The sequence below is a fragment of the Pedobacter sp. KBW01 genome (assembly GCF_003852395.1).
Taxonomy (GTDB): domain Bacteria; phylum Bacteroidota; class Bacteroidia; order Sphingobacteriales; family Sphingobacteriaceae; genus Pedobacter.
The window spans coordinates 37584-60271 of record NZ_QAJQ01000019.1; the positions used below are offsets into that span (position 1 = coordinate 37584).

At 38.5% G+C, this 22688-nt stretch carries 18 protein-coding genes and 1 pseudogene; 12 read left to right on the forward strand and 7 right to left on the reverse strand.

Going from position 1 to position 22688, the window contains the following annotated elements; all coding sequences use genetic code 11:
• The first annotated feature begins 178 nt into the window (after positions 1-178).
• The gene (locus DBR40_RS18115) at positions 179-637 is read left to right on the forward strand and encodes a GNAT family N-acetyltransferase (protein ID WP_124561153.1); all 459 of its coding nucleotides are present in this window, start codon (positions 179-181) and stop codon (positions 635-637) included.
• Between the two features lie 178 nt (positions 638-815).
• On the opposite strand, the gene DBR40_RS18120 is transcribed toward DBR40_RS18115, so the two are convergent.
• From DBR40_RS18120 to DBR40_RS18135, 4 genes are all read right to left on the reverse strand, one after another.
• Positions 816-1607, reverse strand: coding sequence for an alpha/beta fold hydrolase (locus DBR40_RS18120; RefSeq protein WP_124561154.1), 792 nt, complete (start codon positions 1605-1607; stop codon positions 816-818).
• An 86-nt stretch (positions 1608-1693) separates the two neighbouring features.
• Positions 1694-2566 (reverse strand): helix-turn-helix domain-containing protein, encoded by an 873-nt coding sequence (locus DBR40_RS18125; RefSeq protein WP_124561155.1) that lies wholly within the window; start codon positions 2564-2566, stop codon positions 1694-1696.
• 285 nt (positions 2567-2851) lie between these two features.
• A complete protein-coding gene (locus DBR40_RS18130; protein WP_199748381.1) occupies positions 2852-3733 on the reverse strand; it encodes an AraC family transcriptional regulator in 882 nt (293 codons plus the stop codon).
• A 171-nt stretch (positions 3734-3904) separates the two neighbouring features.
• Positions 3905-4381 (reverse strand): DUF4822 domain-containing protein, encoded by a 477-nt coding sequence (locus DBR40_RS18135; RefSeq protein WP_124561156.1) that lies wholly within the window; start codon positions 4379-4381, stop codon positions 3905-3907.
• A 504-nt stretch (positions 4382-4885) separates the two neighbouring features.
• On the opposite strand from DBR40_RS18135, the gene DBR40_RS18140 reads away from it, so the two are divergent.
• Positions 4886-5680, forward strand: a complete 795-nt coding sequence (locus DBR40_RS18140) for a hypothetical protein (RefSeq protein WP_124561157.1) — start codon at positions 4886-4888, stop codon at positions 5678-5680.
• A gap of 174 nt (positions 5681-5854) precedes the next feature.
• Entirely contained in the window at positions 5855-6094 is a 240-nt protein-coding gene (locus DBR40_RS18145) for a hypothetical protein (RefSeq protein ID WP_124561158.1), read from the forward strand.
• Between the two features lie 117 nt (positions 6095-6211).
• Here the strand turns inward: DBR40_RS18145 and DBR40_RS18150 are convergent, their stop codons facing one another.
• Both DBR40_RS18150 and DBR40_RS18155 read right to left on the reverse strand, forming a co-directional pair.
• Complete coding sequence (locus DBR40_RS18150) at positions 6212-6865, reverse strand: zeta toxin family protein (RefSeq protein ID WP_124561159.1); 654 nt, start codon at positions 6863-6865, stop codon at positions 6212-6214.
• Entirely contained in the window at positions 6849-7205 is a 357-nt protein-coding gene (locus DBR40_RS18155; RefSeq protein WP_124561160.1) for a hypothetical protein, read from the reverse strand. The genes DBR40_RS18150 and DBR40_RS18155 overlap by 17 nt, the downstream gene beginning before the upstream one ends.
• A 179-nt stretch (positions 7206-7384) precedes the next feature.
• Here DBR40_RS18155 and DBR40_RS18160 point away from each other — a divergent pair, with 179 nt between their 5' ends.
• The 7 genes and pseudogenes from DBR40_RS18160 to DBR40_RS18190 all read left to right on the forward strand — a co-directional run bounded on the left by DBR40_RS18160 (position 7385) and on the right by DBR40_RS18190 (position 15105).
• Positions 7385-7813: a hypothetical protein gene (locus DBR40_RS18160; RefSeq protein WP_199748382.1), complete on the forward strand. Its 429-nt coding sequence runs from the start codon at positions 7385-7387 to the stop codon at positions 7811-7813.
• A gap of 111 nt (positions 7814-7924) precedes the next feature.
• Positions 7925-8041, forward strand: a pseudogene (locus DBR40_RS27040) (integrase); the annotation flags it as partial.
• Between the two features lie 750 nt (positions 8042-8791).
• On the forward strand, positions 8792-9886 hold the full coding sequence (locus DBR40_RS18170; protein ID WP_124561161.1) for a DUF1573 domain-containing protein: 1095 nt from the start codon (positions 8792-8794) through the stop codon (positions 9884-9886).
• 49 nt (positions 9887-9935) lie between these two features.
• Positions 9936-10211, forward strand: coding sequence for a chitin binding peritrophin-A domain-containing protein (locus tag DBR40_RS27290; RefSeq protein ID WP_370526635.1), 276 nt, complete (start codon positions 9936-9938; stop codon positions 10209-10211).
• 45 nt (positions 10212-10256) lie between these two features.
• Positions 10257-10709, forward strand: a complete 453-nt coding sequence (locus tag DBR40_RS18180) for a hypothetical protein (protein WP_124561163.1) — start codon at positions 10257-10259, stop codon at positions 10707-10709.
• A 10-nt stretch (positions 10710-10719) separates the two neighbouring features.
• Positions 10720-12852, forward strand: a complete 2133-nt coding sequence (locus DBR40_RS18185) for an outer membrane beta-barrel protein (RefSeq protein WP_124561164.1) — start codon at positions 10720-10722, stop codon at positions 12850-12852.
• 1314 nt (positions 12853-14166) lie between these two features.
• Entirely contained in the window at positions 14167-15105 is a 939-nt protein-coding gene (locus DBR40_RS18190) for a WD40 repeat domain-containing protein (RefSeq protein ID WP_124561165.1), read from the forward strand.
• 637 nt (positions 15106-15742) lie between these two features.
• On the opposite strand, the gene ppsA is transcribed toward DBR40_RS18190, so the two are convergent.
• A complete protein-coding gene (gene ppsA, locus DBR40_RS18195) occupies positions 15743-18196 on the reverse strand; it encodes a phosphoenolpyruvate synthase (RefSeq protein WP_124561166.1) in 2454 nt (817 codons plus the stop codon).
• A 121-nt stretch (positions 18197-18317) separates the two neighbouring features.
• Here ppsA and DBR40_RS18200 point away from each other — a divergent pair, with 121 nt between their 5' ends.
• Entirely contained in the window at positions 18318-19202 is an 885-nt protein-coding gene (locus DBR40_RS18200) for an AraC family transcriptional regulator (RefSeq protein ID WP_124561167.1), read from the forward strand.
• Positions 19203-19847: 645 nt separating this feature from the next.
• Positions 19848-22679 carry a DUF11 domain-containing protein gene (locus DBR40_RS18205; protein WP_158674080.1) on the forward strand — a complete coding sequence of 944 codons (2832 nt, stop codon included), beginning with the start codon at positions 19848-19850 and terminating at the stop codon, positions 22677-22679.
• The last annotated feature ends 9 nt before the right edge of the window (positions 22680-22688 follow it).

Here is a 22688-nt window from a genome sequence, read left to right on the forward strand (position 1 = left end):
TATTTCCCTTTCTGATCAAGATCACCCATACAGTTAGAGAAATTTTGGTTTTTCTATGGCGGACAGCTTACATAATTCAGTATAAACTGTACATTTTGTAACTTTACACCATACATTGATATGGTATATGAAAGTTCGGAAATTAAATTCTAAATAAAGTTACGGTATCCGTCAACTTATGGAAAACGAAGCCAGTCTTTATAAATCCATGCGGTTGGAGGCAATCCAAACTGAGCCAGCCATGTTCAGGTGTACCACTCCTGCGGAAGCTGACCTTACTGATATTCAGTGGCTGGAGCGGGTAAAAGATCCGAGAGCCGTTTTTGGCCTTTTTGCAAATGATGAGTTTGTAGGCATGACCAGTATTTTGCTAATAAATGAAGAGGAAGGGTATATGGGCCAGTCCTATATCCAAAAAGAACACAGAGGAAACGGGCTATCTGCACTTTTTTATAAAACAAGGATGGCATGGGCATTGGACCATCAGTTAAAACGTTTATGTGTAAGCCACCGTGAGAGCAACCTCATTTCCAAAGCCGCCAATCAGCGTTTTGGTTTTCACTATAGTCATCGGGAACCCTGCAGCTGGCTTGACGGCACTACCGAAGATGTGCTCTATTATGTACTGAACTTATAAACTGTAAAAACTAGATAATGACTGGAAGGAATCAGGAATATAATAACTATAAAATATCTGTTTCGCAGACTACGAAGATGTTTTTTTCCTGTTTTTATTTTCAGAATAAAAAAAGTCAATCATCCTTGATATCTTAAAAAGATAAAGGATGATCGACGGTCAGTAATAAAAGGTGCAATTATTTTTTTGATACTTCTTTGGCAGCTTGAATAATGACAGCAGCTACTTTCTCCGGTTGCGAGATATAAACGGCATGACTGCCTTTGATCTCGGTAACTTTGGTATTGGAACGTTTGTACATATTGCGCTGAATTTCAGGATTGATGCTTTTATCCTCTGTAGCTACAATACCAAATGTTGGTTTAACTCTCCATGCAGCATCTGTAATGTTGTTTACAAAACATTTGGCATAAAATGCACCTTGAGATGCGTACATGAACGCTGCTTCTTCTTTACTCAGGTCTGCGCAGAAACCAGCATGGAACTTTGCTTTGTCGTAGTAGACAATCCCTTTATCATTAGGTGGCAGAACGCCGTTTTCAGCAGCTGGCTGGGCGGTCTGGAACCATTTCAGTGCTGATTCGCCATTGTCCGGCTGAAAGGCGGCAATGTATACCAGTCCTGCAACTTTAGGGTGGTTACCAGCCTGTGTAATTACGGCCCCTCCCCATGAGTGACCTGCGAGAATAGCGGAGCCATCCTGTGCATCAAGCGCAAGTTTTGTTGCCGCTACATCGTCTTCAAGTGAGGTCAATGGGTTTTGAACAACGGTTACGTGATAGCCCCGTTTGGTAAGGGCTTCATAAACACCTTTGTAGCCAGAGCCATCTGCAAATGCACCATGTACCAATACTACATTCTTTACTTCCTGGGCGTTTGCTTCATTAACCGAACCTGCGATGGTAGCCAATACTACTGCTGTGGCTAAAACCACACTTTTAATTCTGTTTTTTAGATTTAGAGTTTTCATTTTCTTTGCAGTTGATGTTTTATGTTTGAATCAACACTACAAAGTTGCACTGAAAAGCTACGCCGGATAATTAGCAGATTTCCCGATTAGTTGTGATTATTTCCCATCTTTAATCCAATCGGTGCATTTCTGAAATCCGAAGGCGACTGGCCCGCATTTTTTTTAAAGAAATTCGAAAAGTAAGCTACATCCTCAAACCCCAGATCATAAGTTATATTTTTTACAGATTTGTCAGTATAAAACAAAAGTCGTTTAGCTTCAGCCATAATTCTTTCCTGGATGATTTGTGAGGGAGTTTTCTGTGCGAAAATTGCAAAAAGATTTGATAGGGTCTTAGGTGACTTACAAAGTGCATCAGCATAAAAACTAACTGAATGCTCCGATTTGAAATTAGCCTCCACCAGGAGATTGAATTTCCGAATGATATGGAACCTTTCATCCTGAAGTTTTTTGACAGGAATATATCCCGATTTTGCCAAACGGGTCGTATAAATAATCAGACGTTTTAATAACACAAGCAGCATTTCATTCTGGATATTATCCGAGGTTTCAAACTCCTGAATAAAAACGTCCAATAGCAATTGCAGCTTTTGTCTTGAAAGCACATCCAATTCAATGAATAAATGATCAGTACTGCTGAACAAAAATCCTACACAACTTACTTCGTTATCGTGATCGATGATACAATAAAATTCGCGATTAAACTGCCAGGCAACAATACAAGCAGAATTTTCAAAACCAAAAGACTGATTAAATAAAAGCGTGACCAAAGAATTGGCTGGAAAGTCGAATTCCGCCCCATCAATGGTAATTCGTTGGCTATTTTGGGTAGGGTTCCAGGCAATGGTAAAATATTTATCAAAGCGATCCCTGGTCAACGGTAACCTGTCAAAACCTGGTTCCTCTTTAAAAAGCAGCAATTCACCGCCCGTATTCTCTTCCTTTAGTTTAAGCCTCATGATAGCTCATATTAAGTGTACAATATATCGAATCGGCTTTCAAAATCCAAAAGAAGAACAAGTGTAATGTGTCCCCATATGTTTGCTGATCCTCTTCGAAGGTCCAACCGCATGTATTAAGTGTTGCTTTTCATTCCAGAATAGGGTAACGTTTCGATTCACCTAATCTTTTAGCTTTGTATTTCATTTCAATAGAATTCTCCTCATTTTCTTGACGATGTGGTTGCAACATCATACAACGGGCATAGCTATAACCTTGCAGATTTCCGGTGGTTATTAAAAAAATTATCCTTTTTCCCGGAATTCGGTCGGTGAGATCCCGGTCTGGCTTTTGAAAAAATTGGAGAAATAGGCATGATCTATAAAACCAAGCTCGAAAGCAATTTCTTTAATAGATAGACCGGTAGTTTGCAAGAGTCTTTTAGCCTCCGTTCCTACCCGCTGCTGTATCAGTTGGGTTGCGGATATTTTTAAATGTTTCTGGCAAAGAATATTCAGGTAATTGGCAGAAATATTCAGTTTATCAGCATAGAACCTGGTTAGTTTCACTTCTTTAAAATATTCATCTATCAGCATATTGAAGGTAGCCAATCGTTTATTGGATTGATAGACCTTAAACTCAGTAAAAGCAAGCTCCGCTTCCCTGCTAACAATCGCCGCAATGACCGCAGCACGTGCACTGATCAAATGCACCAGGGAATCCTCACGTTCCAACTCATTTTTGATGGCATCAAATTCATAAAGCAATAGACTGAAAGCATTGCCTGTCAATTGTATTACCGGGTGATTCTGATAGTTGGTAAATGAAAAGCGGAAGTATGGGGCAAATTTCTCAAAAAAAGCACGTTCGACCATGAGTTGGTAACCAATAGTGCCTTCACTGATATTCCATTTATGTACTTGTCCTGGAAACAATACGTGCACTTGGTGATTGCTGATTGTGTGGTCGATGGAATCGATTGTGTGAACCCCCTTAGCGTTATCAAAGAGGTTGATGATAAAAAAATCGTGTGCATGGGCTTTTTCTATGATCCTTTTGCCGTGCAGTTCATTGAATAAAATCTCCTCCCGGCCTGCCAACTGCTCTTCCCGAAATCCCTGAATACTGATCATCGATATAGAATTCGCTTTTTTCATTCCAGTTAAGGCTCTAATTGAAGTTTTCATCCATCAATATAAACAGTTAAAACATTAAACGAAAGAAATTCCATCCATCGGCTTTAACTGGTTGTGGAATTTATAAAAAAATCCGGACCAATCAGCTAAATATTGATTAATCCGGATCCGTTTCAAAAGCTACATTTAGCGCATAGCTAAATGATGGCGCTAACGTTTCACTTAAGGTTCCTTATGTGTGGTTGGGGTATGGATAATATCGAAATAAACGGTTTTATCACTATTGTTTGGATAAATTCTGTAGGTAAATTCCTGTTTGGTCAACACTGTGATATCCACTATTCTTGTAAATAGCGTGACGCCGGCATCATTCTTTGCCACAATAGTCCGGGTTTTGCCATCAGCAGATACTGACCAGTCACCATGCATTTTCGGTGAGTTATCCAGGTTGTACATGGTAAAGGTACCGTTAGATTTAAAATACGCGAAGCCAACGAAATTAGAAACGTTAGCATCTGTCAATACCACATTTTCTCCTTTATTGTTTTTGGCATTTGTGGTTTCCCATGCTGTACTCGCCAGCACCTCACTTGGTGTCAATGGCTTCTCATCCACAATTTCATCTTTGCTGCAGCTAAAAAATGTTGTTGCGAGCAGTGCTAGAATAAGTGCGAATTTTAATTTTTTAAAATGTTTCATTGCTATAAATTTTATAACAAAATTAAAACGTCTATCCCCAAATCTCTTGCTGTATTCATCCTAATACTTGAAAAATTTATAACACATCTACTCCTTAAATAATTTTATGCATTAGTTTATCCATGACAAATATTAAATAAATGTTTTGCCTTTAGTGGGGATTTCGCTAAAAGTGGTTCTTCCCCACCTTTTGGTTGTCGACCAGCCTGCAGATAAATGATGTTTTTGAACGGATGATGGACTAACGCTAAAATAAAAGGAGAAAACTGCCTCTATTCAGTCGATCCTGTCAAATAACCTCGCATTCCTTTAAATAAATCAGTAAATTAAACGAACTCGTAGATATCCTAAATACGAAAAATTACTTATCTTTAACATTAAGAATTTGCATAAAAAATAGAGGTGAGCTTTTGGTTGCCAAAGCTTAAAAACGATTTCAAAATACTAATATACAAGCGATTGCAGAGAAGGTTCGCCCCCTGATGTAACTACCGAACTTTCCAAATGGAAAAAGGTGGAAATATTAAAAAATCGGACTTTGTCGGGATTGGCTTTAGAGATGGTATGCCAGAAAGTGTTGGCGCTTCTATTAAAGGCAAGGTATGGAGCCCTGCGCGCATTGGAGATGTTTTACAGTGGAAAGGCTGGTGCCAGAAGATGGGTAGTCTGATTACTGATGATTCAATAGATGCCAATCAGCTTTTGAAAGATTCCGCAGAAAAGGTTCAACTTGAAGTTTTTCCAGAATCTATTATTGTACTGGCAACCGACTGGAATGAGGAACTTTATACCAAAATCCATAAGCTGTCAATGGAGGGGCCTCAGATTTCGGGTGTTATGTTATCGGAGTGCATCTTTCGTAGTATTTCTGTAGCTGGGAAGAAAGCTAATTTTGTGCTAAATGTGTTGGAAAAAGAATTTGATTTTTCAATTACCTTAGGTGGCGATAACGGACATATCGTGGAAGGACTAGATATTAGTAAAGTACACGTTGTCGGATTAAAAAGCGATCCTTTGCCGCTAAAAAAATTCTTTGAAGAAAATCCACCTACGCTATTTATTATGGATGGTTCAACCATCTCAGGATCGATTCAAACTAGATTTAATCTTGGGGATAGTGCTATAATACAGATACCAAATGATAGGATCAAAAAGCTTTCATGGGAAGAGGTAGTTTTTACAACGGAATCAATGTATAAAAAAGGAATAGCAAGGCCCTATTCAGTCCAAGAATACATCATGAAGAATATGGTTGACCGCGGCGCCGTAATCGCTTTTAACGATGACAATTCTGGTTAATCCGCTGATGTTGTAGCTATTTTTGAGGAGGATAATGTGGTCCGATTTGAACTCATACATTGCAAATATTCGAAAGCAAAAGCTGGAGCCAGGCTTGATGATCTCTATGAGGTATGTGGCCAGGCTGTCGTTTCTTTGCGCTACAAATGGAAACCTGAAGAACTTTTAAAACATATGGATAGACGGAACGGCACTGGTGCACTAAAGGGTAAAAGATATTTTCACGGCAGTAGCCGCGATACAGAATATATTAAAAAAGCGATTAGATATAAAGAAGCGGAATTTGAGTTCGCTATTGCCCAGCCGGGGGTAGAGATCAACGCCATCACAACCGACATGATGAATTTTTTGGGATCAATATATTCAACAGTGGTGGAAATGACTGAAACTAAATTGAGATGTTATTTTAGTTAAACATACTTGCCTTATCCTTACTAATATGCTTATCGGTTCATTATTGCAACATATTAAACACGCTGGGTATTTCACAAAAAAATGGATCTACAGCTATTTTTGTCAGTGCATAATATCTTAGTCAATACTTCTTGATCGTATTAATTGGCTGTACATTTTGGGCAAATACCGTTTAAACCATTCTGGCAACTCTGAATCGCTTAATGGAGAATAGCAATCTTCACCGTGAATGCTAAAGATCGGTAGCATTTTACCTGTTGTATCAATAATTTCAATGGTATGAAAAATGGGGTAATAATCATCAAGCATCTGCATATTCCCATAGAAGTTATTTTCGATATCCAATGGGCTAACATGGAACCCGTTTTTCTTGACGCGCATATCTACCCTTTTTACCGATGATGGGACATGGTCAAGCCCACAGAAAACAAGATTTATTTCAAAACCAGCTTCTTTAAATCGTTTGGGAGTTTTCCAAGCACCATGACCAGTAAAATGGCCTTCATAAGCAAAGTGTTTATGGTTTTTAATGTGGTCGTCCACTAATTCCAAAAAGTGCTCTTCTAGTGCTTCGTTTGCTAATTTTCGGGCTTCCTTACTGACTTTAAATTGTTGATAGAATTCAGTCTGCTTTTTTGCGAAAAAAATGTCTCCATCAAATATTTGTAATTGATCAAACTCGACTGGGAGCAATGCCTGCTTCAAGGTTGATTTACCAGCACCATTGCTTCCGGTGATAATAAATAGTTGTGGTTTATTTAAGGATGGCATGTTTTCGCTTAACCAACTCGCTTTCGCGCTTATTAAGTACCTTTAACACGACCCTTGGTAGTTCGATATTTTTTAGGTTAACCTGTTCAATTTTAATACTTCCATCAGGATATAAGTAATAAGCCTCATCCTCCAAAAGTTCCCGATCAGTTACCATGAAACAATAACCCCTACTCAAATCTTCTTCTCTAAGTTTTTGAATGACTGATTCCATTGCGCTAATTTTACTAGCATAAAGGTTTTGAAAGTAGCTTCCCCCCCTAGCAATCTGGTTTGAATGCTCATGTGTGAACGGAAACATTTCTACCTGAAATCTGTCTTTCGCAATTTTCTTGGCCATATCACAAAATTATAGATTTATTATTAACAACATAACGTTTTTTTTCTTAATAAATTTTTCCAGTATGATTTTTATCTTCTTAAGGCAATTAAATTAATTGGCTTTGTTTATGCTTTTAATGACAAGCTATAGCAGGACGAGACTACATTAGCTATCGGGGATGGAAGTTCAATTACTTCATGAAATATAGCATACTCAAAACGCTTGGCCGTAAGCAAAAAAGAACCGTCGGACAAATACTTGAGAAGTATAGAGATGGAACGGATGTGGTCATCCCCTACAGGGACAACAAAGGCAACGGGAAACAAAGAGTGTGGTATAATGGCGGTTTCAAATGTAAACGCTTTACAGATATTTACGAGGATAATCAATACGATAAAACACCTAACACCATGTATCTTCCAGCCCCCGCACTTGTGGAAAGGTTAAAAGAGAAAAAGTATGAACTGTGCGGTGTAATGGGAGACCTCGTGATGCATCACGTACGTAACATCAATCAGCTTAAAGCTGACACCAGATGGAATGCAGTGATGATCAAACGCCATCGTAAAACGCTCGCAGTCTGTCAATATTTCGATGCATTAATCCACAAAAGCTATGATAAGTAAGGTTATGTTGACAATGGAGAGCCGTATACATGGAGACATGTACGTACGGTTCGGGGCTGGTTAGCAGAGACTTACCACCGCAAGGTGGCAAAGCGCTGTTGGCCTAGCCCACTGAAAGAAATCGCAGATATATGCGGTATCAAAATACCTCTTTCCTACCATATTGCCCGCCATACCTTTGCTACCACAATCACCCTCCAGAACGGAGTACCTATCGAAACCGTAAGTAGTCCCAGTACAAAGGCTCAATCTGCCATACGTCTAGTCGGTGTTTGATAACATTTTTTATGTATTTTATTTTAGCATTCAAAATTAGTTAACTGTGCGGCGGCAGTTCTTAACCTAATTTAAGAAATGAACGGTGAAAAAAAATTATAATGCCCTGTTTAGTGGTAATAATGCTAATAAGGCAATAGTTTATTCCGATATAATTATCATAGCTATGCAAGGTAGAAAATACCTGTCCAGGAAAGATACCAATCCCCTCTTTTAAGGCCTTTCTGGTAAGCTCCAATCCGTCAATTTTGGTGGGGAGTTCAATCCATAAGCTAAATCGCGGTGATTCGTTTAATTATAGTTCTGTATTGGTGCAATTCCAATCTCCCGGGTATCGGGTTTAAAACTAAATCCACATGGGAATAGTTTAGGCCGAGAAAACTGATCAATTCTTACAACAGCATTATCCCTTAAAATTATTTTAAAATAAATCTACTCCCTACTATATTAGTTAACCGTCATGTATTTAAATCGAGGTATTACAATATATTTCGTTCTAAACATGCACCTAACCAATAAAACAAATACAAAACCAAACAGAGATCAAACTCATCTCTCCATCCGCTTTAACGACAAAGTAAAAGGTGATGCTTTTGGGCATCTCTCAAATATATTTAAGGGATTGTTAAGATCATTAGCCTGATCCTTAAATTGAATTGTCCATAATAAAAATTATATCAACCACCTAAATTTAATTTCTTAATGAAAAAGCTCTCAACAGTAGCTACTCTATTTCTTGTATTTTTTCTTTTTTCCTGCAAGCAGCAACCTAAAAAAGAAACTTTTCTCCATAACCAATCCATCACTGAAGGTTTTCAAACTGCTGTGTCAGAAAAAAAAGGTTTGATTTTAATTTCAAATAAGTCAGGCTGTACCATATGCGAGTCATTTGAAGTTGACCTGATGAAAGATAAAGACTATGCCGAAAGTATTTATCAAAATTTTGTCCTGCAACGTGTAGATGAAAACGCTGTCGGAAACAAATGGCTCGCGAGGCTTTTAAACAGAGGTAGTTTTCCTATTTTTTTATTCTTTAATAATAAAATGCAATTAACGGGAATTGAAATGGGAGCCATTAATAAAAAAGAAATGGGAACCTATATCGCTCGTGTCTTAAAGGGTAAAAAATGGGTTGATCATTTCTACCAGCCCGGTGATGAGACAGGCATGTCTGCGGATAGATTGTTAACCTATGTTGAAAATGGCTATAACGCAGAATACTACTGGACTTTATACCAATCTAAACAAAATCCAGCTAAAATAGACCTGATGGAGCCTGCCCTAAAAAAGAGTATAAAGGCTTATTCAACTTTTTATAATAATTATTTACTGGCGAAATATTATGCTTTAAAAAAGGATAGTATACAAAGTAATGAAGCTGCAAAACTGGCATTATCGGTAAATGATGGAACATCACTTTACTTTAATAATGGCCTTCGGACAGAGCTCAAAATGATTATCGACAGCAAATTTGACGCTTTTAAAGAGCCTTATGTTGGGATTTCGCAGACTGAGCAGAACTTCGGAAATGTAAAATTTGGAGAAAAAAAGATTGCAACTTTTAAGGTTACCAATTTGGGTAAAGCAAAACTGACGTTCAATAATATTCTAAGCGACTGTAATTGTACGGTAGCCGATTATCCAAAAGAGGGTATTGAGCCTAAAAAGAGTGGAAATATCACCTTGACATTCTCATCAAACAAGCCTGGTGAATTCAGCCATATGGCGGAAATTGGATCAAACGCAGTCAATGCACCTATACAGTTAACCATAAAGGGTGTAGTATTGGGCGATTAATAAACAGAATTCTTTATTCTTAAAACTTAAATAAAACATCATGAAAAAAATGTTCTCAATTACGACGGCCGTGCTATTGTTAGCAGGCGTAACCATTACAAAAAGTCAGGTAGTCACCCCTGTGAAATGTGCTGATGACGAGCTTGGTAAATATTTTGCATCTACTACCGATTGCTCTGTATACTACCTATGTGCCGGTAGCTCATCACCCTATTACTGGTACATCGGAAGTTGTCCTCCTGGATTGCATTTTAATGACGAGACCAGTACCTGCGATATTCCTAGCAAGATTACCCACACTTGTGGATGTAATGAACAACCCTAGTATCGATAATTAACAAGATAAGTAGACTCTTAATTTTTGTAAAACATGAGAAAAGCAATTTGGATTACGTTTTTTTTAGCTTTAGGTTTCGTGCGAGTTAAAGCACAATCTGAAGTAGCAAGAGATATTGAAAGGGCCCGAATGCGCTCCGGAGGGATCGGGTCTGCTAAAAGCAACAAAATTTATAAAAAAGTAGTGCAACTCCTCGATGTGAGCACAAATGCACCTGTTGCAAACCACTATTTTAACGTTTACAAGAGTGGCACACTTGTTTTCCCAAGTCAAACCAATGATAAGGGTTACGGAATGATCATTATGCGAAACGATACTTATTATGGCAAAGTAGAATTAGACCTCAACCCTCCAGCTCAAGATCCAGGTGCTTTAACCAAGCGCAATACGGAAAGCTACAAATTGGTAGAAGCAGGTAATATCTCCTTTCTATCCAAAAAAGAATTGATAGATACCGTAAAAGTATATGTTAAAAAAATGAACTAATCTTTAGGCTTTGGATTACATACAAAAAGGAGTTCTTGTTCTTATTTCCATTGTATTTATTCATTTGAATAGTTATGCCCAGGAAAAAAAGCCTATAGAGCTTAAAGATGTAACTATCAAGGGGAGCAATAAACCCCTAAGAGAAACGGCAAAGGGGGTAATTTTGGACATTAGTAAAATTGCTGATGCTAAATTACTCACCCTTGCCGAAATCTTAAAAACCATACCGGGTATAGAAGTTGACGACAAGGGGAAAGTCAGCTACATGGGAAAAGAATTAACAGTATTACGCGATGGTGTAAACGTTGCGGGTTTTTCCAATCAGATAACCAATAGCTTAAATAGCAGCAATACCGGCAACAGTTATAAAAGAATCGAGTTGAACCTTTATGACCTCAAAACCGAAGGGCCAACACTAAGTTTTGTAGCCACTAAGTATGAGCAGGGTTATTTTGGGAGTGTGATTGCAAATGCGGGCAGCAATTCGTCTATGGCAATGGGCAATATGTCCTTGAGTAAAAACAAGTACTTGCTTAACTTTAGCACCTCAGGTAATTTGCAATATGCCCCATCGTCAGAAAACTATGTTAAAACCTTTTTCGATCAAACCCTCGCCCAGGAAAACCGGGATTTAAAAATCAGCGGAATTAATATCCAAAACTATCAATTTAGCGTTGCCAATAGTTATTTTATCAATCCCAAAAGCACTTTAAATGCATCTGTAAGCTACGGTTCTTCCCTAACCAAATACGGTATTGCCAACCGAATGCAGCAGTATCAGAACGGTGCATTAAATAATGAGAGTATTACCGCTCTCGATATGCGCAATCCGATGGGTAAAAACCCAAATCTTGGCGCTAAGCTAAGCTATATATACAAAATCAAGAAAAGCGAAGCGGTAAGCCAAAGATTTGATATCGCCTTGGAATACGATAATAACCATACTTTAAGTGAAACTTCTGTAAATACCCAATCTCTGTTAAACGTATTTTTACCAAACAGTAACTACAACAGCGATAATACCACGAAAATGAATAATATTTTCGGTTTACTAGGCTATGAATTTAACCATGAGGGGCTTGGGGATTTTGAATTTGTAGCCCGTTATTTCAACCGCAAAAATTATCAGCGCTACGATTATACTTACCAAACCGATTTAGCGGGTAACCTTGTCAATCTTTTTCAAGATAACAATATTGCCTATAACTATGGGGCGCTACTTGCTAGCTGGAGCAAGAGTTTTAAGGGGCTATCCCTGCGAACTGTTCTAAAACAGGATTACAGCAGCGATCACATCTCTAACCTTAAAGGAAGGGATAAATTTACATTTTCTACTTTTTCCCCTTATTTATCATTACAACGGAGCTTAAAAAACGGCAGCATACGCCTTGAAGCACAATACAGTCAATCCAGGCCAAATTTAAACAACCTGACCAATATCATAAACTATGGGGCACAGTACGATACTGATAACCAGGTTATCATTGGCAACCCTTATTTAAAGCCTTCGAAATCGCTATATTTCTCAGGAATATACAATACCAATGTAAAAAGTATCAATCTTGTCTTTACGGGAAATTATAAGCATACAACGGATGCGATTTCAACTTTTGATACAACAGATGTAAGCAACGTACGTATCCGGACTTATCGCAATCTAGCCAGCCGAAACGATTATAACGGCAACCTATCTATAAATTTCTACCTTTTGCCGCGCTTTACTGTTCAGTTATTCACAAACCACATTTTTGGAGCATTCAAGGTTAGCGAAAAAGAATCAACAAATGCTTACCGCTGGTCAAATGGGCTCACTCTGGGTTTTACACCCGTGCCGAATATTAGATTAGGCGCAAACTCGAGTATCAGCGGGGGTTCAAGTTTTCAATCCAAAACAAAAGCACAAATTAACACCGGTTTATCCGCTACTTACATTAAAAGCAAACTAAATTTCAGCCTATCCATTAATAACTTTCACCAACCTTATTTTAATAACTATAACTGGATATACGGATATGGTTACCAAACTTCCAGCCAAAGCAGGAGCAGGAGAATAGCGGGTAATTTAAGCATCAATTATAGCTTTGGTAAGCCAGCTAAAACAACGGGCGCCAATGGGAAGGAAATCAAAAAAGATGATATGTAAATTCCTGGTTAAATCGCTTTATCCAGATCACAGGCAACCTTAAATTTAGTCCTAGCATTATCCAACCGTGATAAAAATATCTACTTCAGCATTTTCCCCATCTTGGGTTTGTCCTGGGTAAACTTCCAAATCATAAGTATATCATACCCGTCATTCTTAAAAGCCTATCGCTACATCTGTAACCCACTAACTCAAGGAATACTGATGAGAACGAAAAAAGAAAGACTTACCATTTTATTTGGTATTCAATTAATTCCATGTAATAAAATTGGCGGCCCCAATTTGGCTATAAATACCGCGAACGTATCATCCTAGCTTATGCGTGCGTGTTCTAATCTTCGCAACAGAGATAGCATTGGACATCTAACCGGCGATTAAAGCCATCGGACGTATGAGCGGATAGCCCGGCAGTTGCCCTTCACTAAATAAATTCAAAAACCTATAAAAGCAAAAAGCCATTGATGTTTACCAGTGGCCTTATTTCTCAAAACAATTTTCTTTTTATTTTGCGCTATTTTTCTTTTCTGTAACCTCTGTGGGGATTTCGGTAATAGTGGTTCTTCCCAAATTTTGGTGGTTTTCCATGATAAGTCTGGTTGTTATTCGTTAAGAAATAATGAATCTTACCAAACTGATTTTCTCATCAATCAATCCCTTTAAAGTAGTTTCAGTAGATAACCATGGCAACTTTGTTAATATCTTTGTACAGAGCAGGCAAAAGATCTGCCGTTGCCCGAACGGCCTAAGTCCTTCAAAGAAGCTAAATAGCTATTATTTAAGAAAGTTCCGTGACCTGCCTACGTTTGGGAAGTCATGTAATATATACCTGCAGTCTAGAAAATACCGATATATTAAAACGTTCTGTAAAGATGAGATCTTCACAGAACGTTTTGATGACCATTTCGAACCATGTAAGCGACAGACAAAAAGATTGGATGAGAAATTATTAACCACCGCCTTAAATGGGTGGAGGACCCGTTGAGTGTATTTGCAATACATTATCCATGCCCGTGAGTGATTTACTTGTCGTTTGTTTCAATTAAAAAATACAAATTACTATTCAGAAGTCGAGATGGCATGGTACCAATGTATCAGCAGCTGTAAAGAAAATAATTACTGTTGAAAAAACAGACGATAAGTTTAAATGTGGAACGCGCGGCCATTTTGCCGAAATACCCAAATAAAGCATGATGTAAAGTTTTTATTTACAAAGTTTACATTTTTATTTACAATCAAAAGTATGCCCCCCTAAAGATATCATAGTATTTTCGCTAAGTCAAATTCTTTATCTTCATAAATCTGAAATTTACTATTATGATAAAATCGCTTTTATTTACGTTATTAGTTTTCTTAAGTCTTTTTACATTTTCACAAACTGCCTTACCCGAAAAGAACTTCAAAGGTCACAAAGAAGCCATATACGGTACAGCACAATCATCAAATGGAAAATGGTTGCTTTCTGGTAGTGCTGATGACACAGCCATATTGTGGAATGAAAATGGTGAGATAGTTAAACAAATTACTGGTCATCTAAGAAGTGTAAATGATGTCGCATTTTCACCAGATAATAAAAGATTTATCACTGCAGGAAGCGATGAAACTTTTGTCATATGGAATATTAATGGTAAGAAAATTAAAGTAGTAAAAGCCGACAAGATTTATGTAAAAACTGTGACCTATTCAAATAATGGAAGATACATATTAAGTGGAGGGGGAGATAATACAGCTAAGTTATGGACTTCGGACGGGAGACTTATTAGGACGTTTAAAGGGCATGATTGTACGATATATCAGGCAAGCTTCTCGCCTGATGACAAAAAAATCGTGATTGCCAGTTGCGATAATTCCGTTTCTATTTGGGATTTAACAGGAAAAAAATTAAAGACCTTAAATTACCACTCAAGCGGTGTTACTTCGGCAAGCTTTTCGCCTGATGGACAACAGATATTGACGGCTAGTTTTGATAAACAAGTTGCATTATGGAGTATAAAAGGTAAGTTGCTTAAATCTTTTAAAGCCCATGACGATGAAATTAATCAAGCTCAATTTTCTAAAAATGGCAAATATATTCTTACGGGAGGTGAAGATGGCATTGCAAAATTGTGGCGATCAAATGGACAGCTTGTAAGAACTTTTGGTGACATCAATACTGTTGAATATACCAGTGCAATTTTTTCAGAGGATCAGAAATTCGCGATAGTATCCTCTAAAAATAATAGCATAAACTTTTATAGATTACCTGAGCTAAAATGATTTTCATTTGCTATGATTGTTCCAATTAAATATAAATCTACAAAATAAAACATTTTTAAGAAGGCAATAATTTGGGTTACAAATTATGACAAACCACGGCATTTTGATTTTTTTGATAACAGAGTATCTCTAAACGTCCCTCTTTTACCTATTCAATGAAAGTGGATTGCAGCAAATAAACTATTTTCATGTAGGCCTTTATTATTTCGGCTCTTACTGTACTTTTATTTCTTTTGTCTGCTTTTACATTCTCATTTATTTTTGTTCATTTAACTTTAGCAAAAAGAGGGTGTTACTTTGGTTTTTGGTATTTAGTGGCTTTTTTGACCAAATAACACATATGCGAGGTGCCTCAAAAGGTGTCTCAGATTTTCCGGAACACCGATACACCTCTTTAGAACTTAAAAAAATGACTATCAACTAGTTTACATCAAAAAAATTGACTTTTTTGACTGCAATCTTAACTTTATTTCACCTTTAAGATTACTTTTATGAAAAGAAATTTCAGTCTTATCTTCTTTTTGAAGAAAAAAACACAGACCAAGAGGAATATACGCTTATTGTAATCACATTCAAAACCTGCAGCTCTTTTCAGTAAAACAGGTTAATTATATGGCTGGCTTTAAATTTTAAAAGATCAGGCCACACCTCGCGGAGCGACAACGGTTGTTAGCTTATCTTCTATTTCTTTAACAGCCATTACGGTTTTCATAAAAGAATCAGGCGTTACAGAAATAGAATCAATTCCGTTTTCGACTAAGAATTGTGCAAAATCCGGATAATCTGAAGGTCCCTGTCCGCAAATACCTACTTTTACGTGCATCTTTTTAGCCGATTTGATCAAATTCGAAATCATTATTTTTACGGCATCGTTACGTTCATTGTACAGGTTAGCCACAAGTGATGAATCGCGGTCCAATCCCAATACCAATTGCGTTAAATCATTCGATCCAATAGAAAAGCCATCGATGTGTTTTGCAAATTGCTCGGCAAGGATAACGTTTGAGGGCACTTCAGCCATTAAATAAATCTCCAGACCATTTTCGCCACGGGTAAGGCCAAATTCGCTCATGGTACTCTGAACCAGTAAAAGTTCATCTACAGTACGGCAAAACGGAATCATCACCACTACATTGTCCAATCCCATCACTTCGCGCACCTTTTTAATCGCTTTGCATTCCATTCCAAATGCTTCTTTATAGGCGTCGGCATAGTACCTCGAAGCACCCCGCCAGCCAATCATCGGATTTTCTTCTCCAGGCTCAAAGTATTTGCCTCCCGGCATGTTGTAGTATTCATTGGTTTTAAAATCTGAAAAACGAACAATTACCTGATTTGGATAATAAGCCGCGGCAATTTTTGCGATACCAAACGAAAGTTTTTCGATAAAGTAGTTTTCTTCATCCTCGTAACCCGCAATAGCGGCCTGCACGTGGCTGCTGAGCGCGGCATCATTTAAACTCCGGTGCTTAAGGAGTGCCATGGGGTGAATTTTAATGTAGTTGTTGATGATAAATTCTTCGCGGGCCAAACCAACTCCTTTTGCCGGATAACTGGCATACTGAAATGCAATATCCGGCGATCCGATATTCATCATAACCGGTGTCCTGACTTCCGGCAATTCTGAGAGCTGGTGTTCATATTTGGTAAACCAAATCCTTCCATCATAAATAATTCCCGCTTCTCCTTCTGCACACGAAACCGTAATTTCTTTGCCGGTTATTAAAATTTCAGTGGCATTATCGCAACCAACTATTGCGGGCACTCCCAATTCTCTTGCTACAATTGCTGCATGGCAGGTACGCCCACCTTTGTTGGTAATAATTGCAGCAGCTTTTTTCATAATGGGCTCCCAATCCGGATCAGTCATTTCGGTGACCATAATATCACCGGGAAGGAAATTAATTTCGTGAATCCTGCTTTTTTCGATCCCCTTCAGGTTATGCACTTTTCCGAAAGCAATTTTATCGCCAACCGCAATACCACGTAGCAATACCCTACTGGCCCTGCTGGCATCATTAATCCGGTATTCGGTAATGTAGTTCAGTTCTTTTAGCGAATGGATAGTTTCGGGTCTTGCCTGCACAATAAAAAGTTCGCCAGTAATCCCATCTACCGCCCATTCTATATCCATAGGGCACCATTTGCCTTTTAACCGAGTATAATAATCTTCAATAATCATTACCCACTTGCTCAATTGCAATACCTGATTGTTGGTAAGGCAAAATCTCGTGGTATCTTTATCTGGCGTTTGAATCACCTCTACAGCAGTTCCCTGGCGGGTGCCATAAATCATTTTCTGCTGTTTATGACCTAATTTCTTTTCAATGAGCGCAGGATATCCTTTTTTAAGCAAAGGTTTGTAAACGATAAATTCATCAGGATTGATCGCTCCCTGTACTATCAGCTCGCCTAAACCGTATGAACCATTGATAATGACCGCATCTTTAAAGCCGCTCTCAGTATCGATTGAAAAAGCAACCCCTGAAACACCCATATCAGACCGTACCATTTTTTGAATACATACGGAAAGGCCAATATTAAAATGCCCAAACTGAAATGATTCCCTATAACTAATTGCCCTATCGGTAAATAAAGAAGCAAAGCAGTTTTTAATGGCCATTAACAGGTTTTGTGCCCCTCTAATATTAAGGTAAGTATCTTGCTGACCGGCAAAAGATGCATCGGGAAGATCTTCGGCAGTTGCCGACGAACGAACTGCTACACCGAGTTTATCGAAATTAGTGGCATCAATCAGTTTCTGGTAAGCATCGAGTATTTCTTTTTCCATAAGATTAGAAAAATGGCCTTTTTGGATCAAGCCCCTGATTTGCTCGCCGCAGGAATATAAGGTCTGCAGATCTGTAATGTCCAGTTGCTGAAGAATATCTCTGATCTGCTGATCGAGCTGATTATCTTTTATGAATTGAAAGTACGCCGCACTTGTAACAATGAACCCATCTGGCACTTTTACGCCTAAAGGTGTAAGTTGTTGTAGCATTTCTCCGAGAGATGCATTTTTTCCTCCAACCTGATCGATGTCACCTATAGAAGCTTCTATAAGTTCCATGGTAAATCTGCTTTGTTTCATGACCGTTAAATTTTAAACTAAGGTATTGGCTTGATGGAGTCTTCTTTTGTTAAATATTAAGAAAAACTAATATTATATTAATAACTTTATTATACATTTCTGTATTTTATATTCATATAGTATGAAAGATTTTTTCTGTCAGGTTTTAAAGGTCGAAAACTCTACTTTCAGGCTAGCTGAAGCCAATACTTACCATGCCCTCAATAACTTTCACAGCCATCAGCAAATCGAACTGATTTACATCAAATCAGGAGTAGGAACTTTTTCTATTGGCAATACTTCTAAAAGAATTTCGAGCGATACCATGATTTTAATCGGCAGTAATGTACCGCACATGTTTAAATTTGAATCGAACAGATATTATGATTATGCCATGAAGTATTGCAAACCACCTGTTCCGCTAGAGCTGCTCACGCTACATTTTGACCACAATAAGCTGGGTGATGATTTTTTAAATCTTGCTGAAAATAAAATGATAACGAACTTGCTGGCAGAGGCAAAAAAAGGGCTTTTCATTAATCACCAGTCAAAAACAGTTACAGTAGATTATTTAAAAAAAATTGAAACTGCAAACAGCTACGAACAGCTCCCATTACTACTGCAACTTTTTAATAAAATTGGAGAAAGCGAAGAAACGTTGAGCCTGCTGAACGAGGAAAAGAAAAAGCCTTTTAAAAAGATCGATGAAACCAGATTAACCATGGTCTACCTCTATACTATGGATAATTTTTACAAAGAAATTAAGCTGAAAGAAATCGCCAATATTGTGCATATGGTTCCCAATGCATTTTGCCACTATTTTAAATCGCGAACCGGAAGAAGTTACTTCGACTTTTTAATTGAGGTAAGAACAGAACATGCCTGCAAGTTATTACGAGAGGAAAATGATAGCGTAACGGCTGTTTGTAACGATTCGGGTTTCACCAACCTATCTAATTTTAACCGGTACTTTAAGCTAAAAACAGGAAAATCGCCATTGGCATACCGGCAAAGTTTCAGAAAATAAGCACAAAGTCAATTATTTTAATCAGGTCTTTAGCGACCAGGCAACTTATTCAGGCCAAAACCACCCTCCAAAAATTCACAAAAGCTTAATATTGACACCTGTATTGATGCCAAATTCATCCTCTGTTTGTACGGTTTCATCAAAAAAAACTAACTAAAACATCCTGCTATACAACAAACGCAAATTAGAAAAACCAAAACCTCAAACAACAAACCTAGTGTACCTCTAATTACTTATTTATGAGTAGTTTATTTACAACAAATTCATCAGCTACAATCTTTTAACTATTCAAAACTCATCACAATTGTGTATATTAAATAATACTTAATTACAACTATATAAAAAAGACTGAAAAACCGCTATTTAAGTTGGTGTAAAATTAACACAGCCCACACTTGAGCGAATAATATTTCAGGTATTTTAGTGTTGAAGAAATCCTTAAACTGAAATTTTACATTTTTAAATAGATTATTAATTCTACAAAGCAGTAATAACCTATTGTCTCAACTTTATCCGACTTGCTTTTGCTTGATTTGGATGAAATTGATGTGTATGGTATTGGTTAGGAGACTGATTAAACCATCCATGATTAGAGCGCTACTTAGGTTAGTTTTTTTTATAATTATCTTCCTTTTATCCACCTTAGTGGGAACGCTTGTCTATGCTATTCCAGTTTCTGTTAAAGCTGCTCCATTTACCAATTACCTGAGAGAAAAAACAGCTAAAGCCAACTATTTTCGGGCAATTAGCTATGCCAAGCATTACATTGCTCCGGCCCCATGGCAATACTGGAGCAAGGCCAACGAAATTGTAATTACAACCGATAATACCACAACGGTTACCGGCACCATTAAAAAAAGCGATGGCACCATAATTACCACCTTTAGCTGCTCGCAAAATAACCCTTTTACCTATCGTTTTGCTGGCTTACCAAAAGATGCTCCTGCTTATAGTTTAAATACGGTAATATCGGCTGCAGGTATTATCGTAGAGGCTACCACTTCAATTGCTGTTAATTTAAGAAATGTGGCTTCTGATGCGCTGGGCACTGATGGAGGCGATGGAGATATAAAAGGAAATGCCTCTTTGTTCAGTTTTGGCGATGCGGCAATTGGCAACTCTTTTAGGGTGGGTTATTACCGGGATGGTAATCTTGCAGGTTCATCACATACTCCCATTTACAGCATCATGGCTATTGACAACAATACCATTGTTAAAATTGGCGGGGTGGCAACGGCCACTTTAAATGCAGGGCAAAGTTATCTCTTCCATGCGCCAATAGGTACTTTGGTCGAATCTTCTTCTTCTGCAGTGATGAATACGGCTGCCGACCTTGATGCCCCAGGTGGTTGTGGCGACGGGGCCTTTAATCCAATTCCACCCATAGCAGCACTGGGTAAAGAATATGTAATTGTAAGGGGTGAGGGAAATCTTACGGCCGAACAATCGACAGTTATTGCTACCGAAGCAAACACTACAGTAACCATAACTCATTTCGATATTAGCGGAACGCAGAAAACAACATTAACTGTTACACTGCTACAGCCTGGCGATAAATATACTTTTAACCATGGCTATGTTTATGGCACTTACGATTATACCACTAACACTGCGCGCTTCTCCTCCTCTATCATTGTAGCCAATAAAAATGTCGAAGTTTTTTCCGGAACTGGCGGAGTTTCGGTTGGCGGAGGCTGCGAGGTAGATGTGGCGACATTAGTTCCTATATCAGGCTGTTCGGGTTCTAAACGTGTAGAAACAACTAAGTTTACAGCCTATACTGCCAGTAGCGATCTTCCTTATTTCGGTTATATTTTAACCAAAAGTGCCGATCCTATATTGTTAACCACCACAGGCGGTAGCCCAACCTATACCAACCAGAGTATTGAAACTATTGCAGGTATAGGTACCCGCAAACCACTGGGCAGCAGCGGACTTTCGTTAATCAGTTTTACCAACACCACCATTGGCCAACCCAGTATTGTTGCAATTACCAGTTTAGGCAGACTTACCATTTCGATGGTACAACAGGGAGCCGGCTTTTCGATGTCGAATTTTATTACGCGTTTTCCTGAAATGGCTGAGCAGCCTAATGTAAGTCAGACAAATTGTGCAACAGCCACACTTACCGCTGTTGCCAATGCAGCGCCTTACCAATGGTATTTAAACGGAGTAGCCATTAGTGGCGCTACCTCCAATATTTATGTAGCAAGCGCATCTGGCAACTACAGTGTGAGTTACCAGCTCGAATGTGGCACTAGTGCCCCCTCTCTACCCATCAACATTTCGCTTTGTAATATCGACAGGGCCATTACCAAAACCGTTGATGTAGATTACCCTGAGCTGAACACCAATGTTGAGTTTACTTTAAAGGCAGAAAATTTAGGCAATGGTAATGCAGTGGGCGTATCGGTTTCTGATCAATTACCAACAGGTTATATCTATGTTTCCAGCATTGCTCCGTCGGGTACCACTTACGATGCAACAACAGGAATCTGGACGATTGGCGATTTAGCAAGTATGGCCAACGCAACATTAAAAATTACCGCCAAAGTTGTGCAAACCGGGGTGCTTACCAATACGGCTACCATTACCGGTTCGCAACCAGATCAGGTAACTTATAACGATCAGAGCAGCGTATCTACCACTACTGGATCGGGTGACCGAATTGTGTGTATCAATACCGTTATGGATCCGATTATTTACACCATGCCAAATGGGACCAACACTGTTGTGGTTAGCAACTTACCTGCTGGAATAACCTATAGCTATAGCAAACCCGCTAAAAAATTAACCATTAGCGGTACGCCAACAGTGGCAGGTGCAGCAGCTACTTACAGCATTTCTACCACGCCTTCATCAAGTTTTAATTCGTCGGGAAGCATTACCGTAAATGGCAATGTGAGTAATCTTCTATTTAATAGCGGCTTAACCAGCAGTCGCTGCGCGGGTGCCGGAACCGATACCTATCTGGCTACTGCAAGCAACACCACCGGCATTGTTTACAGTTTATCACCTTTATCTGCCGGGCTAATTAATGCTTCAACCGGGCTGGTAACCTGGTCGGCTGGTTTTAGTGGCACAGCAACAATTACGGCAACAGCCAAGGGTTGTGAAGAAAAAACACAGACTTTTTTAGTTACGGTAAATCCGCCTCCAGGCCTCACATTGGGAAGCGATCCAGAGCTTTGCCAGGGTTATAACACTGCTCTGCTCAGTTATACCAACCCGGTAAACACTCCTACTACCTATAGCATTAGCTGGGTATCGTCGGGTTTTCCTGCTGAAAACAACCTGACACTTCCGGCTTCAACGATACCTGTTACTGTTCCCATTGATGCCCCTATTGGCACTCATGCCGGGATTTTAACAATTAAAAATGCAGCAGGCTGTACTACACAAATCAATTTTAACATAAAAGTAAATCCAAAACCTACAGCACCACATGTGCTGGTTAACACTAATTCACAATATTAAATCACTTAA